Annotated in this window: 16 protein-coding genes; 2 read left to right on the top strand and 14 right to left on the bottom strand. The window is 70.8% G+C overall.

The window, feature by feature from the left end; all coding sequences use genetic code 11:
• Positions 1-186 precede the first annotated feature (186 nt).
• From OG595_RS04405 to OG595_RS04380, 6 genes are all read right to left on the bottom strand, one after another.
• On the bottom strand, positions 187-870 hold the full coding sequence (locus tag OG595_RS04405) for a response regulator transcription factor (protein ID WP_329267978.1): 684 nt from the start codon (positions 868-870) through the stop codon (positions 187-189).
• Complete coding sequence (locus OG595_RS04400) at positions 867-2,084, bottom strand: sensor histidine kinase (protein WP_329267976.1); 1,218 nt, start codon at positions 2,082-2,084, stop codon at positions 867-869. The genes OG595_RS04405 and OG595_RS04400 overlap by 4 nt, the downstream gene beginning before the upstream one ends.
• Before the next feature lie 115 nt (positions 2,085-2,199).
• The gene (locus tag OG595_RS04395) at positions 2,200-4,413 is read right to left on the bottom strand and encodes an MMPL family transporter (protein WP_329267974.1); all 2,214 of its coding nucleotides are present in this window, start codon (positions 4,411-4,413) and stop codon (positions 2,200-2,202) included.
• A 201-nt stretch (positions 4,414-4,614) separates the two neighbouring features.
• Entirely contained in the window at positions 4,615-7,419 is a 2,805-nt protein-coding gene (locus tag OG595_RS04390; RefSeq protein WP_329267972.1) for a beta-L-arabinofuranosidase domain-containing protein, read from the bottom strand.
• A gap of 80 nt (positions 7,420-7,499) precedes the next feature.
• Entirely contained in the window at positions 7,500-8,912 is a 1,413-nt protein-coding gene (locus OG595_RS04385; protein WP_329282629.1) for a family 43 glycosylhydrolase, read from the bottom strand.
• Positions 8,913-9,152: 240 nt separating this feature from the next.
• Positions 9,153-10,367: a right-handed parallel beta-helix repeat-containing protein gene (locus OG595_RS04380; protein WP_329267970.1), complete on the bottom strand. Its 1,215-nt coding sequence runs from the start codon at positions 10,365-10,367 to the stop codon at positions 9,153-9,155.
• 165 nt (positions 10,368-10,532) lie between these two features.
• Between OG595_RS04380 and OG595_RS04375 the strand changes: the two genes are divergently transcribed.
• Positions 10,533-10,994, top strand: a complete 462-nt coding sequence (locus tag OG595_RS04375; protein WP_443073318.1) for a phosphatase domain-containing protein — start codon at positions 10,533-10,535, stop codon at positions 10,992-10,994.
• An 18-nt stretch (positions 10,995-11,012) separates the two neighbouring features.
• On the opposite strand, the gene OG595_RS04370 is transcribed toward OG595_RS04375, so the two are convergent.
• The 5 genes from OG595_RS04370 to egtA all read right to left on the bottom strand — a co-directional run bounded on the left by OG595_RS04370 (position 11,013) and on the right by egtA (position 15,744).
• On the bottom strand, positions 11,013-11,228 hold the full coding sequence (locus OG595_RS04370; protein ID WP_164416283.1) for a dodecin: 216 nt from the start codon (positions 11,226-11,228) through the stop codon (positions 11,013-11,015).
• Positions 11,229-11,343: 115 nt separating this feature from the next.
• Positions 11,344-12,306, bottom strand: coding sequence for an L-histidine N(alpha)-methyltransferase (egtD, locus tag OG595_RS04365; protein WP_329267965.1), 963 nt, complete (start codon positions 12,304-12,306; stop codon positions 11,344-11,346).
• Positions 12,303-13,094 carry an ergothioneine biosynthesis protein EgtC gene (egtC, locus tag OG595_RS04360; protein WP_329267963.1) on the bottom strand — a complete coding sequence of 264 codons (792 nt, stop codon included), beginning with the start codon at positions 13,092-13,094 and terminating at the stop codon, positions 12,303-12,305. The genes egtD and egtC overlap by 4 nt, the downstream gene beginning before the upstream one ends.
• Positions 13,094-14,416: an ergothioneine biosynthesis protein EgtB gene (egtB, locus tag OG595_RS04355; protein ID WP_329267962.1), complete on the bottom strand. Its 1,323-nt coding sequence runs from the start codon at positions 14,414-14,416 to the stop codon at positions 13,094-13,096. The genes egtC and egtB overlap by 1 nt, the downstream gene beginning before the upstream one ends.
• Positions 14,413-15,744, bottom strand: coding sequence for an ergothioneine biosynthesis glutamate--cysteine ligase EgtA (gene egtA, locus OG595_RS04350; protein ID WP_329267960.1), 1,332 nt, complete (start codon positions 15,742-15,744; stop codon positions 14,413-14,415). Before egtA ends, egtB begins: the two co-directional genes overlap by 4 nt.
• A 278-nt stretch (positions 15,745-16,022) precedes the next feature.
• Here egtA and OG595_RS04345 point away from each other — a divergent pair, with 278 nt between their 5' ends.
• Positions 16,023-16,832, top strand: a complete 810-nt coding sequence (locus OG595_RS04345) for a TIGR02452 family protein (protein WP_329267958.1) — start codon at positions 16,023-16,025, stop codon at positions 16,830-16,832.
• A gap of 77 nt (positions 16,833-16,909) precedes the next feature.
• Here OG595_RS04345 and OG595_RS04340 read toward each other — a convergent pair whose 3' ends face one another.
• The 3 genes from OG595_RS04340 to OG595_RS04330 form a co-directional block, all read right to left on the bottom strand.
• The gene (locus OG595_RS04340; RefSeq protein ID WP_329267956.1) at positions 16,910-17,356 is read right to left on the bottom strand and encodes a type II toxin-antitoxin system PemK/MazF family toxin; all 447 of its coding nucleotides are present in this window, start codon (positions 17,354-17,356) and stop codon (positions 16,910-16,912) included.
• 39 nt (positions 17,357-17,395) lie between these two features.
• Positions 17,396-18,883, bottom strand: a complete 1,488-nt coding sequence (locus tag OG595_RS04335) for a flotillin family protein (protein ID WP_329267953.1) — start codon at positions 18,881-18,883, stop codon at positions 17,396-17,398.
• 156 nt (positions 18,884-19,039) lie between these two features.
• Positions 19,040-19,258, bottom strand: a complete 219-nt coding sequence (locus tag OG595_RS04330) for a hypothetical protein (RefSeq protein ID WP_329267952.1) — start codon at positions 19,256-19,258, stop codon at positions 19,040-19,042.

Genomic DNA, 19,258 nt, shown 5'->3' with positions numbered 1-19,258 from the left:
ACCACGGGCGGCACCGGCACCACCGGCGGCGGCCTCGCCTCCACCGGTGTCGGCGCCCTCGGGACGGCCACGGACGCAGCGGCGCTCACCGCGGCCGGTGCATGGCTCCTGTACCGCCGTCGCCGGGCGAGGACGACCGGCGGGCCCGGCCGCTCCGGTGGTACGGGCCGACGGTCGTCCCGTGTCTCACGACCCCTGCGGCGGCAGGGCCCGCACCAGCCCCGACTGGTAGGCGACGACGACCAGTTGGGCCCGGTCGCGGGCACCCAGCTTGGTCATCGCGCGGTGCACATGGGTACGCACGGTCAGCGGGCTGACGTACAGCTTCTCCGCGATCTCGTCGTTGGATCTGCCCTCGGCCGCCAGGCACATCACCTCCCGCTCACGGGTGGTGAGCGCCGCGAGCGTCTCCGGGGTCGCCAACTGGGTGCCCGGCGCGGGGGAGTTGAGGAAGCGGGTGATGAGGGTGCGGGTGGCGTTGGGGGACAGGAGGGACTCGCCGGAGAACACCGTGCGGATACCGGCGAGCAGCGTCTCGGCGGTGACGTCCTTGCCGAGGAAGCCGCTGGCGCCGGCCCGCAGCGCCTGCGCCACGTACTCGTCCGTCTCGAACGTCGTCAGGATCAGCACCCGCGTCGCGGACAGTTCCGGATCGGCGCAGATCGCGGCGGTTGCGGCCAGTCCGTCGGTGCCGGGCATACGGATGTCCATGAGGACCACGTCGGGAAGGTGGGTGCGGGTCAGCTCGACCGCCTCCCGGCCGTCGGTGGCCTCACCGATCACCGTCATGTCGGCCTCGGAGTCGACCAGGATCCGGAACGTCGCCCGGAGGAGTGCCTGGTCGTCGGCGAGCAGGACGCGAATCGTCATGAGGTGCGCTCTTCTTCTTCCGTGGGCTGGGGGTAGAGGGGCAGCGCGGTGGAGACCTCGAAGCCGCCCTCCGGGCGGTGCCCTGCCTCCAGGTTGCCGCCTACGGAGTGGGCGCGCTCCCGCATACCGATGAGACCGAAACCGCGTGCCGGCACGGCTGCGACGCGACCGACGGGGAACGTGGCGGTGGCGTTGTTGGTGACCGTGATGGCCAGCCGGTCCGCCGAGTACGCGAGCCGCACGCAGGCCGCCGCTCCGGCCGCGTGCTTGGTGATGTTGGTGAGCGCCTCCTGCACGATCCGGTACGCCGTCAGGTCCACCCCCGGGGACAGCGGGCGTTCCCTGCCCACCGTCGTGAGGGTGACCCCGAGCCCGCCGGACCGGACCGTGTCGATCAGTTCGGGGAGCCGGGAGAGCCCGGGGGCCGGTTCGAGGGGGGCTTCGACGTCGTCGGCGTGGCGCAGCAGACCGACGGTGGCCTTGAGTTCGCGCAGTGCCGAGGAGGTGGTGCCGGTGAGGTCGTTGAGCATCCGGCGGGTCTGCTCGGGGTCGCTGCGCGCCAGATGCGCGGCGGTGGTCGCCTGGGCGTTGGCCAGGGCCAGATGGTGGGCGACGACGTCGTGCAGCTCCCGGGCGATGCGCATGCGTTCCTCGGTCACCCGGTGGCGGGCCTCCTCCTCGCGGGTCCGCTCGGCGTGGTCGGCGCGGGCGTGCACGGCGTCCAGATAGGCACGGCGCATGCGTCGCGCGCTGCCGGTGACGACGGCGACCAGTACGTAGGCGATGGGGGCGACCGTCTTGAGGACGAGCGGGTGGTCGACAGGGTCGAGGAGCGTGGCCGTGGCCACCAGCATGACGATCACGCCGAAGCAGTGGCGGCGGGTCGTGCGCCGGTCGGTGAGGACCGCCAGCCAGTAGATCGCCACCATGGCGGGGGCCAGCATCAGCACGGTGAGCAGATAGCCCAGCGCGCTCGCCGTCATCGCGCAGACCGTGGTCACGGTGACAGCCGTACGGGGATGGCTGCGGCTCAGCAGCACGCCCGCGCACGCGTTGACGGCGATGACCACGGCGGGCCACAGGGCCTCGCGCTGGGTGGTTCCGGGCAGGCTGATCCGGGCGCCGACCAGGAAGAGGACGAACAGCGTCACGACCGTCACCGTGTCGACGACACGGGGATGGCCCGCGATGTAACGCTCGATGCTGCTACTCATCGGCTCTCTCCGCTCGAAGGGCGTGGACCCATGGTCCACGACAGCCCGTCATGACGTCCGACGAGGGCCGCCCGTGTGTCCAGCACGGGCGGCCCTCAGGGCGTACGGCCGAAAGTCAGACCTGGACCGCCTCCCGGTCTGTCGTTCCGTCCGCCCCGTACTGGGGTGTGGCCGCCTGGTGCGCGAGGGCCTCGCCCTCCACGTCGACCCGCGGCAGTACCTTGTCCAGCCAGCCGGGCATCCACCAGGCGGCCTTGCCGAGCAGGGCCAGCACGGCGGGGACGAGCGCCATGCGGACGACGAAGGCGTCGAACAGGACGGCCACGGCCAGTCCGAAGCCGATCATCTTGATGATGGACTCGCCGGCCCCGATGAACCCGGAGAAGACGGCCATCATGATCAGTGCGGCGGCGACCACGACCCGCGCGCTGTACCGGAACCCGGTCACGACCGCCTGCTTGGGTCCGTCGCCGTGGACGTAGGCCTCCCGCATCCGGGCGACGAGGAACACCTCGTAGTCCATGGCCAGTCCGAAGACGATGCCCACCAGGAAGATCGGCATCATGCTCATGATCGGGCCGGTGGTCTCGACGCCGAGGAGCGAGGCGCCCCAGCCCCACTGGAAGACCGCGATGACGGAGCCGAGCGCGGCCAGCACCGACAGGAGGAAGCCGAGGGCCGCCTTGAGGGGTACGAGGACCGACCGGAAGACCAGCAGGAGCAGCACGATGGCCAGACCCACGACCACGATCAGGTACGGGACCAGCGCGTCCTGCATCTTCTGGGCGACGTCGATGTTGGCCGCCGTGGTGCCGGTGACGCTGAACTCCGCGTCCGTGCCGGCCACCGTGGCCGGCCGGTCGGACCGGATGGTCTTCACGAGGTCCTGCGTCTTCGTGCTGGTCGGCGCGTCGGCCGGGACCGCGGAGAAGATCGCGGTGTCGCCTGCGGGGTTGAAGCGGGCCTGGGACACCGACACGACGCCCTTCGTGGCGGCGATCTTCTCGGAGATCGTCACCACCGCGCGCTTGGCGTCGGCAGCGCCCCTGGCGTCCACGACGATCGTCAGGGGACCGTTGAAGCCCGGGCCGAAGGCCGTCGCGAGGTCGTCGTAGGCGCGGCGCTCGGTGGTGGACGTCGGCTTGGCCTCGTCACCGGACGTGCCCAGCTGGAGGTCCGTCACGGGTATCGCGAGGGCGCCGAGACCGGCCACCGAGGCGATCAGCACCGGGATCGGGCGGCGCAGCACGAACCGGGCCCAGCGGGTGCCGCCGTTGTGCTCGGCGGCCTGCTTGATCTGCCCGGTCTTCCGGGCGGAGCGCGAGAGCAGCGCGTTCGGCCAGAACCCGACCAGGGCCGGGACCAGCGTCAGCGCGACGAGCACGCCCACGCCGACCGCGCCGGCGGCGGCCAGCCCCATCTTCGTCAGCATCGGCACGCCGACGACCATGAGTCCGGCCAGCGCGATGACGACGGTGAGCCCGGCGAAGACGACCGCCGACCCGGCGGTGCCGGTCGCGAGCGCCGCCGCCTCCTGCGGGCCGTGGCCCTTGCCGCGTTCCTCCCGGTACCGGGAGACGATGAACACCGCGTAGTCGATACCGCAGGCCAGCCCCAGCATGCTGGCCAGCGTCCCGGTCGTCGAGGACAGACCGAGCGCGCTGCTCAGCGCCAGGATCGACGCCATGCTGACGCCCACACCGATGACCGCGGTCAGCAGCGGGAGCCCGGCGGCGGCCAGCGAACCGAAGGTGACGATCAGGACGAGGGCCGCGATGGCGATACCGATCGCCTCGGCCGTGGCGCCCGCCGCGGGTGTCGTCGCCAGCGCGGTACCGCCGACCTCGACGGTCAGCCCCGAGCCCTGCGCCTCCTTGATGGCGTTCCGGAGGTGGTTCTTGGTGGCGTCGGTGAGATCGTCGGGCTTCGCCTTGTAGCTGACGGTGGCGTAGGCGGTGGTCGCGTCCTCGCTGACCGCCTGTGCCTGGAAGGGGTTCGCGGCGGACGCGACCTGTGAGCCGTCGGCCACCTCGCCCACGAACTTCGTGATCGCCGCCCTGTTCTCGGTGGCGGTGACCTTCTCGCCGCCCGGCGCCACGAACACCACCCGGGCGTTCGCGCCGTGCGCGTTGGAGCCGGGGAACCGCTGGTCCATCAGGTCGAAGGCCTTCTGGGACTCGATTCCCGGCATCGTGTTGTCGGCGTCGGGAGCGGCGGGCGCCGTGGCGGCACCGGCACCGACGGCGGCGAGCACCGCCAGCCACATCAGGGCGACGTACCAGCGCCGCCGGAAGGCCAGTCGGCCCAGCTTGTACAGGAAGGTGGCCACGAGGGGGAGGTCTCCACATCATCGGATCTCGGGTACCGGACAAGGTTCCCGGGACCGGCCCCCTCCCGTCGTCGTGCACCTGTCGACAATCACCACTACTGAGAACGCAGTACAGGCGGCCCCGTGGGTCGTCCGCACGCAGGACGGGCGGTACCCCTCCGGTAGGGGTACCGCCCGCGCGGATCAGCAGGTGTACGACGGTCAGGACACGTACGACGCCGCCTGCGCCGTGCTCACCACCGTGTCGGCCGCGGCCTGTGTGAGCAGCCCCGCCGTCACCCAGGCCGCCGTCGTCGACCGCACCCGGGTGACCAGCGCTGCCTTGTTCGCGAAGGGCGCCCCCGCCCAGATCTCGTCGAGCAGCGTGGTGCCGTCGGTCTTCGCCGGGTTGGCGATGCCGGAGGAGACGGTCCCGAACACGACCGTCGGTTCGGCGCGCCGGACGTAGGCGTGCGTCGGGTCCTCGGTCCCCTCGGAGAAGGGGGCGAACTCGGTGCCGTTCAGCGTGTAGTGCAGCGGCTTGCCGCTCACCGGGGTGAGGGAGGGCAGCAGGTCGCCGGAGAGAGCGGCGTTGCGGTACAGGCCCACGGACAGGTAACTGGTGCTCGAACTCCGCGCGACCAGGTTCACCGGCCCGTAGAACAGGGCCTGGAGCGACGGGTCGTCGAGCGCCTTCTCGACCCGCAGCCGGAACGGCACGCTGATCCGTACGACGTCTCCGCTCTGCCAGGTCCGCGACACCGCGAAGTAGCTCCCGGCGACCGGAGTGCCGCTCACCGCCTGCCCGTTGACGGTCACCTGGAAGCCGGCCGTCGCCCAGACCGGCACCCGCAGCCGCAGTGCGAAGGCCGCGCTGCCGCCCCCGAAGGTGAGCGTGGTGCCCTGCTCCTTCGGGTACTCGGTGGTCTGGGTGACCGTGACGCCCTTCTCGGCCCAGGTCAGGGTGGAGGGGCTGTACAGGTTGACGTAGAGGGAGGCGCCGTCGGACGACTTGAAGTACACCGAGTCCTGGTACTTCGTGGCGCTCTCCATGCCGGTGCCCTCGCAGCAGGTGGTGCCCTGCTTGGGCGTGTAGTCGCGCACATGCCCGGGCGTGAGCCCGATGAAGTACGTGACGAGCGGCTTCTCTGCGTCGGCCTTGTCCTGCTTGGAGCCGAGCACCTGGTTGAGGAGCGCCCGCTCGTAGTAGTCCATGTACTTCGGGTCCTGCTCGTGGAAGAACAGCGTCCGGCTCAGCTTGAGCAGGTTGTACGCACAGCAGGTCTCGGCGTTGGTGTCGCTGAGCGTCCCCGCGATCACCCCGCGCGCCTTCCAGAACTCGCCCGTGCTGGTGCCGCCGATCCCGTACATGCGCTGCGGGATCACCATGCCCCAGAAGTTCTTCGCGGCGGTCAGATAGCGCGTCTCGCCCGTCGCGTCGTACAGCCGTACGTATCCGGTGAAGATCGGGATGTGCTGGTTGGCGTGCAGGCCGTTGAGGGTGTCGGTGTTGGCCGCGCACGCGTCGATGAGCGTGTCGAGGTCGAACAGCTTGGCCAGGGCGAGGTGGTCGGCCTTGCCGGTGATCGCGTACAGGTCGACGATGGTCTCGACGATGCCGCCGAACTCACCGCTGGAGAAGATCCCCCACATCCGCTGCAGGGTGGCGTCGGGCAGCTTGGACAGCCGGGAGTACATCCAGTCGCACATGCCGGACGCGAGGTCCAGCGCCCGGGCGTCGTCCGTCGCGAGGTAGGCGTCCAGCAGCCCCTTGAGGATCTTGTGGGCCGTGTAGTAGGGCGCCCACACCTTCGTGTAGTCGCCGCTCGTCATCGACTCCAGTGCGATGAACTGCGTCTCCGGGTAGGCGGCGAGGAAGCCCGGGTGGCTCGGGCCGCCCCAGGTGCGGCGCAGGGTGGCGGTCAGTCCGCGCCCGGAGGCGTCGCCGAAGGTACCGCCGGTGGTGGCGGAGAAGTAGTACGAGGCGAGGTTGCCGAGCCCCGCGGTGGACTTCTTCGCCTCGTTGCTCTGGAGCGAGGTGATCTCGGCCGCGGTCAGGGCACGCGAGTAGACGTTGAACTCGTCGAAGGCGCCCGCGTAGACCGGGTCGCCGGAGTAGTTCGAGCGGCCCAGCCAGTTGTTCGTCAGGGTGCCCAGGACGGACGGGTTGAGCGTCATCGCGGTGTTCGTGGCGACGGCGGTGCCGTTGACGTAGAGCGTGCCCGTGGTGCCGGAGATGGTCACCGCGAGGTGGCTCCACTGGTTCAGCGGCAGCGCGGCGGTGCCGTTGAGGCCCTGTTCGCCGCCGGCGCCGCTGGTGGTGATGGCGAAGCGCGGCACCCCACCGGCGTTGCGGGAGGCCAGGTACATGTACCGGGTGGTGTCGTTGCCGAAGTCGAAGACACGCTGCCAGTTGGCGTCGTGCGTGGGCTTGACCCAGATCGACAGGGTGATGGCCGCGGCGCCGCCCGGTACGGCGGCCGGGAGGTCCACGTACTGGTAGGAGCCCCGGACGTTCTCGTGGGCGCCGCCCCACTTCCCGGTGACGGTGAGCATGCGCGGGTCGGTGCGCAGCGCCGCGCGCACGTCGGTCAGGGCACCGACCATCGTCGAGATCTTGTCGGCGTAGGTCTGCTCCCCGGTGCTCGCGTAAGCCTGCGACAGCATGGTCAGGAAGTGGCCCGTGTAGTGGCCGCGCAGGTTGCCGTTGGCCTCGCCGTCCAGGCCCTCCCAGCCGCCCGGGGCGACCGCCCCGCCCGTGGAGAGGCCCGCGTTGGCGCGGAACACCTGGAGCAGCCGGTTCACGTCGTAGCCGCGCCCGTGGTCCAGCATCAGCTGCCGCTTGCTCGCGAAGACGCCCTGGCCGAGCGAGACGTCCTTCAGCTCGAAGGGGCGGAGCGTCCAGGCGGACGGCGCGGGCAGGGCAGCGGCGGCGGCCCGGCCGGAGGCCGCGTAGGCGAACGCGGGTGCGGCGGCGGCCAGGACCGCGCTCTGCAGCAGGAACCGTCTCGACAGCGGGGGAGTCACATGTGCCTCGTCTCTGAGGTGACTTGATGTGGGTGAGCTCTGAAGTCTCTGGATCTGAAGCCGCTCGTCCGCCGGACGGGCTACTCGGTGTAGTACGTCGCGTCCTGCTGGTCCAGGGAGGTGCTCAGCGGCTGGAGCTGGATCAGGTTGTTGTAGTGCCGGATGAAACGGCCCGGGAAGTTGTACGACTCGAAGGACACCCCGGCGGAGTCGGCGAGGCCTGCCCGCCGGACGAAGGACGCGTCGGCCAGGAAGGTGGCCGTGCCGGTGTTCTTCTCCACCCACAGCTCGTAGTTCTTGTGCCGGAGGTAGTAGCCGGGGAAGTTCGCCGATTCCAGCGAGACGGTCCCGGAGCCGGTCAGCCCGGTGACGATCCGGAACTGCGAGTCGGCGAGGTTGGTGACGTTCGCCTCCAGCTTCGCCCGGTACTCCCAGTGCCGGATGTACCGGTCCGGGTAGTTGAACGACGAGAGGCGGACCGGGGTGAGCCCGTCGGAGACCGGGATGCCGAAGTTCGGGGTGCCGTCGGCGTTCCAGTACAGCTTCTGGTAACGGGTGCGCCGGTTGGGGTCGTTGAGCGGGTCGCCGCTGATGTCCTTGTAGTTGCGGTCGTGGTAGACGAGGACGTCGGACTTGCCGTCCTCGGAGACCGTGAAGGTGTTGTGGCCCGGCCCGTACTGCCCGGTCGAGGCGTTGCTCGTGAACACCGGCTGCGGACTCTTCGTCCAGGAGGCCGGGTTGAGCAGATCGGCGGACGTCGACGCGGTCAGCAGTCCCAGGCAGTAGTTGGCGTCGGTGGCGCTCGCCGAGAAGGCCATGAAGAGCTTCCCGTTGCGCTGGATGACCGAGGGACCCTCGTTCACCGTGTGCCCGATGATCTCCCAGGACAGCGTGGGCCGGGAGATCATCGCCGGAGTGCCGCTGATGGTCCAGGGGTTGGACATCTTCGCGAGGTAGATGTTGGTTCCGTCGCCGACGGCCGGGTCGTTCTGTGCCCAGCTCAGATAGCGGGTGCCGTTCACCACGAAGGTCGTCGCGTCGAGCGAGAAGGTGTCCAGCGGCAGCGCGATACGGCCCTTCTCGGTCCAGGTCCCGGTGACCGGGTTGGCGGAGGAGGACTCCAGGACGTACGGGCGGATCTTCCAGATGTCGTCGGAGGCGCCGGCCGCGAAGTACACGTACCACTTGCCGTCGATGAAGTGGATCTCCGGAGCCCAGATGTGGGCCCCCATGTCACCGCTGGCGTGTTTGGTCCAGATGGTCGTCTCGGCGGCGGTCGCCAGGCCCTGGAGCGTGGTGGCACGGCGCAGCACGATCCGGTCGTACGCGGGGACCGTGGCGGTGAAGTAGTAGTAGCCGTCGGTGTGCTTGTAGATGTGCGGGTCGGCGCGCTGCTCGGCGATCGGGTTGGTGAAGGTGACGGCCGGGGAGGCGGGGACGGCGGCGAACGCCGGGGTGCCGACGACGGCGGGCACGGTCACGGCGACGACCAGGGCCGTGCAGGCCTTGAGGAGCGTGCGTCGGCTCGTCGAGCTGCTGCGGGTGCGGTCCACGGCGAGTCTCCTTCAGCGGCCTGTTCCCGGGCCGACATTGTTCGATATATGGAACGGTGTACGGAGGTTCGACCGAAAGATAGGTAGGGGGCGTGAGTGAGTCAATGTTTCCGACAGATTGAATTCCGGTTGATCGCTCACGCCCCCCGATGCGCCTGTGCCACGCCCCTCGGAGATCGCCTAGAAGCGGGCTCCGATGTTCGTTCCGGCGCGCGGCACGAGGAAGTTGGGCGCCGCGGGCAGCGAACCGTCCGCGCGACGCGCGCCGGTGACGGCCGCAGGGTCGGTGCTCAGTACCGAAGCGGCGTTCCAAGTTCCGCCCAGATCCCAGGAGTTGCCGGTGGAGACGGTGGCGGAGCCGAGAGCGGCGGCCCGCCCGTCGGAGACCGACAGGTTGGCGGTGAGGGCGGCACGTCCCCCGGAGACGTCGAAGTCGAAGCCGGTGCCCGCGTTCCCGTACGCGGTACTGCGGTTGACGCCGACGGCACCCGGATTGCCGTTGTCCGTGAAGCCGTGGGCCGCGTTCTTGAACGCGGCGGTGTTGCGCAGGACGTGCCCCGTGGCGGGCGCCGGGGTGCCGCCGCCGAGCTTGAAGCCGTTGCCGTCACCCGCGAAGTCGGGGAAGTTCCAGCGGTTGAAGCCGTTGCCGTACGAGACGGTGTTCTCGATCGTGACCGGCGAGGTGAACTTCCAGGCGTCGAAGCCGTCGTCGACGTTGTTCCACAGCCGCGCGCCCCGCACGACGTTGCCGGTCCCGCCACCCTCCTTGATGGCCAGTCCGTCCGCGCTCTCGCCGTTCTTGCGCGGATCGCGGTTGCCGTAACTGTCCAGGTCCAGGATCTGGTTGTCGGCGGAGGCGCCCTGGAGCTGGAAACCGGACTCGTAGTTGTCGTGCGTGACGAGGCGGGCGAAGACGTTGTTGTTGCAGCCGTCGCAGTAGACGCCGTACGGCCCGTTCACGATCTCCAGCCCCGAGATCCGCCAGTACGAGGCCTCCTGGTGGATCGCACCGCGCTCGCCGCGCGGAATGCTGCCGCCGACCGGCGTGTGACTGGCGGGCAGCTGCTCCCCGTCGACGACGACCCGCTCACCCGGATGGGCACCCAGGGTGATGGGCTGGGACGCGGTGCCGGAGGTGGCGATGGTGATGTTGTCGGTGAGCGCGTAGGTGCCCCCGCGCACGGTGATCGTGTCGCCCGGTTTCGCCAGGTCGACGGCCTTCTGGATGGTCCTCAGGGGGCGTGCGGTGGTGCCCGGCGCCGAGTCGTCGCCGCCCGTCGCCACGACGAGCGTCGTCGCGGCACTGGCCCCCTCGGCCGCTCCCACGAGCATCCCCGCTGTCATTAACGCGGTGCCCAGGACCGCCGTTCCCGTCCGGATCGCTGCGTTGCGCATGTACGGCTCCCGCCTCTGCCTCGGCTCTGTCGCCAAGGAGTGGCCGCCGGGGCCGTGGAGGTTGCCGGGTCCGGTTGACTAGGGTCAGGAGCCGTGACGCAGAACCACAGCTCGCAGAACAACAGCTCGCAGAGCGGCGGCCCGAAGAGCGGCAGACCGCTCGCCGTGTTCGACCTCGACAACACGCTCGCCGACACCGCGCACCGCCAGCGCTTCCTGGAGCGCAAGCCGCGTGACTGGGCGGCCTTCTTCGCCGCCGCGCCGCACGACCCGCCGCTCACCGAGGGCGTGACGCTGGCCCTGGAGAGCGCGCGGGAGTGCGAGGTCGTCTACCTCACCGGCCGGCCCGAGCGCTGCCGCCGGGACACGCTCGCCTGGCTCGCCGCGCACGGACTGCCCGAGGGCCGCGTCTGGATGCGGCGCAACGACGACCGCAGGCCCGCCCGCGGCACCAAACTGGAGGTCCTGCGCCGGCTGGCCCGCGACCGTGAGATCCGCGTCCTGGTGGACGACGACGAACTCGTCTGCCAGGACGCGGAACGCGCGGGCTTCAGCGTCGTACGGGCCCGCTGGGCCGCCGAGTCCGGCGCGCTGAAGGAGGCGCAGGAGGGCGAGGGCCGGACCTGAGCGGGCTGCCCACGGCTGTCACTCGCCGTCGTCCAGCCGGAAGCCGACCTTCAGACCGACCTGGTAGTGCTCGACCTGCCCGTCCACGATCTGGCCCCTGACCTGCGTGATCTCGAACCAGTCCAGGTTGCGCAGGGTCTGCGAGGCCCGGCTGATGCCGTTGCGGACGGCCTGGTCGACGCCTTCGTGCGAGGTGCCGACGATCTCGGTGACCCGATAGGTGTGGTTCGACATGCGGGTGCTCCTCTTCGCGGTACTGGGTGTACTGGACGTGGTGGACGTGGTGGATCTTCCGGGCGGCATTCCACGTTCCACCGTGCCCCATGTGACGGTGGTTCGCGAGGTGTCGCTACCGGGCGACGCTCAACGACAGGGCGAAAAGGCCCCGCTCGTCCGTCCACCAGCGGGTCGGCTCCAGCCCGGCGGCGGCCAGTTCGGCGCCCACGCCCTCCTTCCGGAACTTCGCCGACACCTCCGTACGCATCTCCTCGCCCGCCGCGAAGTCGACGGCGAGATCGAGTGCGGGAACCTTCACCGTCTGCTCGGCGAGCGAGCGCAGCCGCATCTCGATCCACTCGTTGTCCGAGTCCCACAGCGCCACGTGCTCGAACGCGCCGGGGTCGAAATCGGCGCCGAGTTCGCGGTTGACGACGGTCAGCACGTTCTTGTTGAACTCGGCCGTCACGCCCGCCGCGTCGTCGTAGGCGGGGACCAGCACCGACTCGTCCTTGACCAGGTCCGTGCCGAGCAGCAGCGCGTCCCCGGGTGACAGCAGGGAACGCACCGACGACAGGAACGCGGCCCGCTCTACGGGCAGCAGATTGCCGATCGTGCCGCCGAGGAACGCCAGCAGCCGGGGACCGGGTGTGCCCGGCAGCGCCAGACCGCCGGTGAAGTCGGCGATCAGAGCGTGCACGCCGAGGCCCGGCCGCTCGGCGATCAGCGCCTCGCCCGCCTGCCGCAGCGCGCTCTCGCTGACGTCGACCGGGACATACGTCTCCAGGTCCGACAGCGCGTCCAGCAGGTGCCGCGTCTTGTCCGACGAGCCGGAGCCGAGCTCGACCAGGGTGCGCGCACCGGTCGCGGCGGCGATCTCCCCGGCCCGGGCGAGCAGGATCTCGCGCTCGGCCCGGGTCGGGTAGTACTCCGGCAACTCGGTTATCTCGTCGAAGAGTTCACTGCCGTGCGCGTCGTAGAACCACTTCGGCGGGAGGGTCTTGGGCGTGCGGGTGAGCCCGTGGAGGACATCGGAGCGCAGGGCGGCCTCCGTGGCGTCCTCGGGCAGGGTGCGGGTGACCAGGAACGGACTCACGTACGAAGCTCCTCGGGTGGTACGGATGCCAGGTCGTCGCTCATGTCGCCGAGCGGGGTGAGCCGTACCTCGGTGCGGCTCGCGATGACGAGGGTGCGGTCGGGTACCTCCTGCCAGCGGGGATCGTCGTCGTACGGTTCGGACGCCACCACCGTGCGGGGGCCGGGGCCGGTCAGGTGGAAGAGGCTGTCGCCCCAGGTGGTCGCGGCGATCGTCGTGCCGTCGGTGAGCAGCAGGTTGAGGCGGGAGCCGGGGGCCGCCGCGTCGGTCTCCAGGACGGTGCGGGCCAGCGCCCGTCCGACGTCGTCACCGGCGTGCAGCCGGTGCAGCACCAGCGCCCACAGGAACGCCGAGTCGGAGCGTGCCTCCAGCGACAGCAACTCCTCGCCGGGCAGGGCCTCTACGAGGGGTGCGAGGGATCCCGGCCAGCCCTTGACCGCCCCGTTGTGCCCGAACAGCCAGGCACCGGCGGCGAAGGGCGCCGCGGCGGCCTCCCCGTCGGCGCCGGCCAGAGTCGCGTCCCGTACGGCGGCGAGCAGCGCGGTGGTCCGTACGACCCGGGCGAGGTCGGCGAAGGACCCGTCCGCCCAGATGGGCCCCGCGCGCCGGTAGCGGGCCGGCACCGGATCGTCCTGTGCGTACCAACCGACTCCGAAACCATCGGCGTTGACGGTCCCGTGCCGCTGCTGCCGGGGTGCCCACGACTGCCGGTACAGCCCGTGCGGAGGCTCCGTCACCACACTGCCGATCGCCTCCGGGGGCCCCAGGAAGGCCAGTTGACGGCACATCAGACAGCCTCCGGGTTACGGGCGGTGCGGAACCCGGAGAAGATCTGCCGCCGGATCGGATAGTCCCAGTTGCGGAACGTGCCCCGGCAGGCCACCGCGTCCACGGCGAACGAACCACCCCGCAGCACCTTGTACTCGGGCCCGAAGAACACCTCCGAGTACTCCTTGTACGGGAACATGCTGAACCCCGGGTACGGCAGGAAGTCGCTCGACGTCCACTCCCACACGTCGCCGATCAACTGCCTCACCCCGAGCGGCGATTCCCCGGCCGGATAGCTTCCGGCGGGCGCCGGACGCAGATGCCGCTGACCGAGGTTGGCGTGCTCGGGGGCGGGGTCGGCGTCGCCCCACGGGTAGCGCGTCGAGCGGCCGGACGCCGGGTCGTGCCGGGCGGCCTTCTCCCACTCCGCCTCCGTGGGCAGCCGGCGCCCGGCCCAGCGGGCGTACGCGTCCGCCTCGTACCAGCAGACGTGCACGACGGGCTCCTCGGGCGGCACCACCTCGGTGACCCCGAACCGCCGACGCAGCCACTGCCCGCCGTCCCGGAACCAGAACAGCGGCGCGTACAGGGCGTGCCGGCGGACATGCGCCCAGCCGTCCGGCGTCCACCAGCGCGGGTCGTCGTAGCCGCCGTCCGCGATGAACGCCTGGTAGGCGGCGTTCGTCACCGGGGTCGTGTCGATGAGGAAGGGCGCCACCTCGCGCCGGTGCGCGGGCCGTTCGTTGTCCAGGGACCACGGCTCGGTGGAGGTGCCCATCGTGAACGGGCCACCGGGGACCAGTACTTCGGCCGGACCGGTGAACGGGGGAGCGGGCTCCGGGTCGGGGGCGTGGAGAACCGCCGGCCCCTTCCGCAGCTGATGGGTGATCAGCATCGTCTCGTCGTGCTGCTGTTCGTGCTGGGCGATCATCCCGAAGGCGAACCCGGCCTCGGTCAGCCGCGCGCCCGTGCCTTCGAACGCGGCGCTCTCCAGCACGTCAAGGGCCCGGCCGCGCACCTCCGCCGCGTACTGGCGGGCCTCGGCGGGCGGCAGCAGCGGCAGCGAGGGCCGCTCGGCCCGGGAGTGCTCGAAGGCGTCGTACAGGCCGTCGATCTCGGGCCGCATCGCCTCCCGCCCGGCGACCGCGCGCAGCAGCCACAGCTCCTCCTGGTTGCCGATGTGCGCGAGGTCCCACACCAGCGGCGACATCAACGGCGAGTGCTGGGCGGTGAGTTCGGGATCGTCCACGGAGGTGAGGAGCGAGGTCCGCTCCCGCGCGGTGGTGAGCGCGGCGAGAGCGCGCCCCCGGAGTGTCTCCGGATCCAGGGCGGGGTCGGTCATGTGCGGAGATCCTTTCCGTACGGGGTCCCGTGCGCACTCCGGTCCGTGCCGCGCAGGCTGTCGAGCAGGTCGTCGGCGGGACAACGGCCCCGTACGACATAGCGGTCGAGGTACGCGGCGACGGCGTCGACGACGTCCCGGCTCGCGCCGAGCCGGGGCAGGGCGTCCAGGGCGGCCGAGAAGCAGACGAGGGCCACCTCCTGCAGCTCGGGGTCGGCCAGGCCGTGGCGGGCCGCGTCGGACCACAGCGGATTGTGCGGGGCGGGCAGCGACCCGGCGCGCTCGGCGAGCGGCTTGACCGCCCGGTAGGCCAGCTCGGCGGCCTCGGGGTCGTCGAAGAGCGCGGCCGTGACGGCGAGCGGGACGATCCAGCCGTCGTCACCGGGCTGGGCGTCGATCATGCGCAGTTCGAGATGGCCGCGCGGCCGGACGGGCGGGAACAGGGTCGTCAGGTGGTAGTCGAGATCCTCCCGCGTCGGCGGCCGGGGCGCCCCGGACCGGATCCACTCCCGGAACGTCAGCCCGTCCTCCGGCACGTCCCACGGTCCGCTGTCCCGCCGTACGCACATCACCGGGGCGTCGAGCACACGCTCGGCCCAGGCCTGCCGGGGCTCGGCGTCCAGCGGCTGTGCCCCCGCCCGCCCGGCGCCGATCTCCATCCACAGCACCTGCCGGGTGGAACGCCAGCCGGTGGGGCTGCCCACGGCGAGCGGGGAGTTGGCGAAGGCGGCCACGAGGACCGCGCCGAGCTGGTGTGCGAGCCACCAGCGCCGTCCGTGTCCGAGGGGGCCCGGCTCCTCCTGGCCCGCGTCGAGGCACACCTGGACGGAGGCCGAGGTGCACATCATGGCCCGGCCGGCCGGGCCCGACAGGTCGAGGGACCGCTCCAGGGCGTCGTAGCGCGGCTCGTGCAGGAAACGACGGGGCGGGTGCCAGGGATCCTGGCCGATGCCGACGATACCGAGACCGTGTTCGCGCAGTACCGCGCGGACGGCGTCCAGGTCGGCGGAGACGGATCCGACGCACTCCATCAGGGAGCCGGCGGGAGCGGAGCTGAGCTCCAGCTGACCGCCGGGTTCGACGGTGAGGGCCGACCTGAGAGGCAGGGTCCGCAGTGCGGCGTAGGCCGCTTCGAGCCGTTCGGGTGTCACGGGGAGCCGCGGCTGCCGCAGCTCGTGGACGAGCCATTCCACCTCGACACCGAGGGTGCGGGGCGGTCCGGTCTTGAAACAGATCCCCCGGACCAGGGCTTCGACCTCGGCCTCGGCGAGGGCGGTGCGGCGCTTCGTACAGCCACTTGCCGAAGCGGCAATAGATGTATCGGACATGTCGGGATCCTCCTGAGATTCCACCATGCCGCCGGCCCGGCTTCGGGTGGGCCGGACAGGCAACGCTCGTCCCACCCAAACCCCTCGTGCCGAATCGCACAAGGGTGCACATGGGCACTTTCAGGACGATGGATCTCCGTTTCCTTGGCGTTTGTGAGCCGTTCGCATACCCGGGAAACTCTGTTGCACCGCGTGTCCAGCATCACCCACGATGCCTGTATGAGCACGGCGGGGGAGCGAGCACCGGGCACGGCCATGGCGCACACGGGGGTGGTGCCATGAGCGCGCGCCTGCGCGACCTCGCACGTGGTACGGAGGAGATCGTCGCGGCCGGTTCCTACCGCGCGTCCGACGGGCGCGAGGTGCGACTCGCCGCGGCGATCAAGGCCGCCCGGGCGGGCACACGCCTGCACGGCCCGGGCCCGCTGGACGCCCTTCCGGCGGCCCCACCGCTGGACACGTCCTTCGAGGTCACCGGCGAGAGCAGCCTGGAGGCCGCCCGTCGCCTCCCCGGCCCGGTGGCGGTCCTGAACTTCTCCTCGGCCCGCAACCCGGGCGGCGGTTATCTGAACGGCGCCCAGGCCCAGGAAGAGGCCCTGTGCCGGGCCTCCGCGCTGTACACCTGCCTGACGGAGGTGCGCGAGTTCTACGACCACCACCGCACCCACCGCGACCCGTTCTACACGGACCGCGTCATCCACTCACCCGGGGTACCGGTCTTCCGCGACGACCGGGGCCGCCTCCTGGACACCCCGTACACCGCGGGCTTCCTCACCTCGGCGGCCCCGAACGCGGGGGTCGTAAGGCGCACGGCACCCGAGCGGGCGGCGGACATCCCCCGGGCCCTGGCGTCCCGCGCGGAGCGGGTCCTGGAAGTGGCGGCGGCAGAAGGCTACCGCCGCCTGGTCCTGGGCGCCTGGGGCTGCGGAGTCTTCCGGAACGACCCGGCGACGGTGGCGACCGCGTTCAGAGACCTCCTGATGGGCGGCCGTTTCGAGGGCACATTCGAGAGGGTCGTGTTCGCGATCCTGGACCGCACGACGGGCGCAACAACAAGGGCGGCTTTCGAGCGTACGTTCAGGTTCTAGGGGCACGGGGCGGTGACATCTGCGGCTCCGCCGCGTGGGCGCGAGACGCCCCACGGACCTGCACGGTCGGAACAACCTCAGCGCCACCCGTACAGCTCCTGCAACCGCCGCACCACGGAGTTGAACCGCATCCGGTCCAGCGCGCAGGCCTCCCGCCGCATCCCGTCCTCGAACAACCGCAGCACCCGATCCACATCCACCCACGAGTCCCGCCCGGTCCGGTCCCACGGCCCGCTCCCGATCGGCACCCACTCGCGGTCCCCGTCATGCCGCTTGCTGGACAACTGCACGGCCAGGAACGTCCCGGCGGCCTCGCGGGCGACCACGAGCACGGGCCGGTCCTTCCCCCGTCCGTCGTTCTCCTCGAAAGGCACCCAGGTCCACACGATCTCGCCCGGATCGGGATCTCCGTCGTGGGCGGGCGAGTACTCCGTACGCACCCGCCCGACGTCGCGAGGATCGGCCTCGGTGGTGGCGGAAGGGCCGTATCGGCCCGGGACTTCGGCATGGGGAGAGGCAGTCACGGGGCTCACGTTAGAGCCTGGGCCCCGTGACCGCCCGCATCACCCCTGGTCCTTCTCCACCGGCACCTTCTGAACCGTCGGTGCCGCCATCCCGTTCAGGGCCGAAGTCCCGTTCGGGGTCTGCCCGTTCTGGTTCATGGACGTGAGCAGCTGCCGGGCCAGCCCCAGCCCCGTACCGCCCATGGCGAGCGCCTTGGCGAGCATCTCCGCCATGCCGTCCGCACCGTTGAGCACCACCATGTTGTCCACGCTGCCGAACGCGGACGCACCGGCCTTCACGATCTCCGGCCAGTTCTCGGCGAGCTGCTGGGCGACCACCGCCTCCTGGTTCTCCGCGAGCGCGGCGGCCCGCGCCTTGATGGTCTCCGCCTCCGCGAGCCCCTTCGCGCGCGTCGCCTCGGCGGCGGCGAGCCCCTTGGCCTGGAACGCGGCGGCCTCGGCCTCACCGGTGGCCCTGGTCGCCATGGCGGCGGCCGTACCCCGTGCCTTGGTCGCCTCGGCCTCGGCGTTCGCTGCCGTCTTGATGCGGTTCGCCTCGGCCGTGGCCGCGAGCTCGGTCTCCTTGGCCTTGGCCTGCGCCGCCGAGATACGGGCGTCACGCTCGGCCTCGGCCCGCGCCCGCGTCTCGTAGGCCTGCGCGTCGGCCGGCTTGCGGACGTCCGCCTGGAGCTGCTGCTCCCGGCGCAGGGCGTCGAGTTCGGCGATGCGCGTCTCCTGGACGACGACGTCCTGCCGGGCGGCGGCGTCGGCGAGCGGTCCGGCCTGCCGGGCCTTCGCCGCCGCCTTGTCGCGCTCCGCCTGGTACCCGGCCTGCAGGATCTCGCTGTCCCGGGTGGCCTCCGACATCCGCGCCGCGGCCTTCTGCTCGGCCTCGGTGGCGAGCCGGTTCGCCTCCGCCTGCGCGATGCGCGCGTCCCGCTGCACTGCGGCGGCGTGCGGCATGGCGAGGTTCTTGATGTACCCGGTCGGGTCCTCGATCTCGTGGATCTGGAGGGAGTCGACGATCAGGCCGAGCTTCTCCATCTCCGTGCCGCACGCGGCCCGGGTCTGCCCGGTGAGCTTCTCGCGGTCGCGGATCATCTCCTCGACGGTCAACCCGCCGACGATGGACCGCAGATGACCGGCGAACACGTTGTGCACGCGCTCCGCCATCATCTTCTGCTGGTCGAGGAAACGGCGGCCCGCGTTGGCGATCGACACGAAGTCGTCGCCCACCTTGAAGATGACCACACCCCGCACCTTGAGCGGAATGCCCTGGGTGGTCACACAGTCCACGTGCAGTTCGGTCTCGTTCAGGTCGAGCGAGATCTTGCGCACCGCCTGGACCCCGGGCAGCACGAGGGTGCCCCGCCCGGTGACGATACGGAACCCCATGCCTGCCTCAAGGCCTTCGGTCCGATGCTTGGAACCGGAGATGATGAGTGCCTCGTTGGGTTCAGCGACCCGCCACATCATCTTGAAAATACCGATGAGTGCGAGGACCGCTACTACCGCGACCCCCGCAACGACGCCGACGAACATCGGCATACGCCCCCTTTGCCTGGTGCCCTTTCGGCACCGAACGACGCAAGGGTGCTCCTGTGCGACGCCCGGGTACAGCGGCTGAGGAATCCTTGTTGCAAGCTTGACGCACACGTGATCGTCCGCAGACGTACGGACCCCGCGACGGCCCGTCCGCCGCGCTCAGCCGTCGTACGCGGAGGTGACGTACACGGTGCGTGGTGGCAGGTACTCGACGACCATGACCACCGTCCCCCGCTCGATTCGCTCCTGGGCCGCGGAGGCGTATGCCAGGAAGTGCTCGGCGCCGCCGCGCACCCGGACGATCACCTCACCGACCAGACCCGGCCCGATCGTGCCCGTCACCCGCCCCATCAAGCCGACCATCGCCGCGTCGTCCAT

It is taken from the genome of Streptomyces sp. NBC_01451, from assembly GCF_036227485.1.
Lineage (GTDB): Bacteria > Actinomycetota > Actinomycetes > Streptomycetales > Streptomycetaceae > Streptomyces.
This window is presented reverse-complemented; position numbering and strand designations above follow the sequence as displayed.

Bases quoted from the DNA above. Each gene is read 5' to 3' on its own strand.
- OG595_RS04405 (WP_329267978.1), bottom strand. From the start codon at position 870: ATGACGATTCGCGTCCTGCTCGCCGACGACCAGGCACTCCTCCGGGCG.
- OG595_RS04400 (WP_329267976.1), bottom strand. From the start codon at position 2,084: ATGAGTAGCAGCATCGAGCGTTACATCGCGGGCCATCCCCGTGTCGTC.
- OG595_RS04380 (WP_329267970.1), bottom strand. From the start codon at position 10,367: ATGCGCAACGCAGCGATCCGGACGGGAACGGCGGTCCTGGGCACCGCG.
- OG595_RS04370 (WP_164416283.1), bottom strand. From the start codon at position 11,228: ATGTCGAACCACACCTATCGGGTCACCGAGATCGTCGGCACCTCGCAC.
- egtC (WP_329267963.1), bottom strand. From the start codon at position 13,094: ATGTGCCGTCAACTGGCCTTCCTGGGGCCCCCGGAGGCGATCGGCAGT.
- egtB (WP_329267962.1), bottom strand. From the start codon at position 14,416: ATGACCGACCCCGCCCTGGATCCGGAGACACTCCGGGGGCGCGCTCTC.
- egtA (WP_329267960.1), bottom strand. From the start codon at position 15,744: ATGTCCGATACATCTATTGCCGCTTCGGCAAGTGGCTGTACGAAGCGC.
- OG595_RS04345 (WP_329267958.1), top strand. From the start codon at position 16,023: ATGAGCGCGCGCCTGCGCGACCTCGCACGTGGTACGGAGGAGATCGTC.
- OG595_RS04335 (WP_329267953.1), bottom strand. From the start codon at position 18,883: ATGCCGATGTTCGTCGGCGTCGTTGCGGGGGTCGCGGTAGTAGCGGTC.
- OG595_RS04330 (WP_329267952.1), bottom strand. From the start codon at position 19,258: ATGGACGACGCGGCGATGGTCGGCTTGATGGGGCGGGTGACGGGCACG.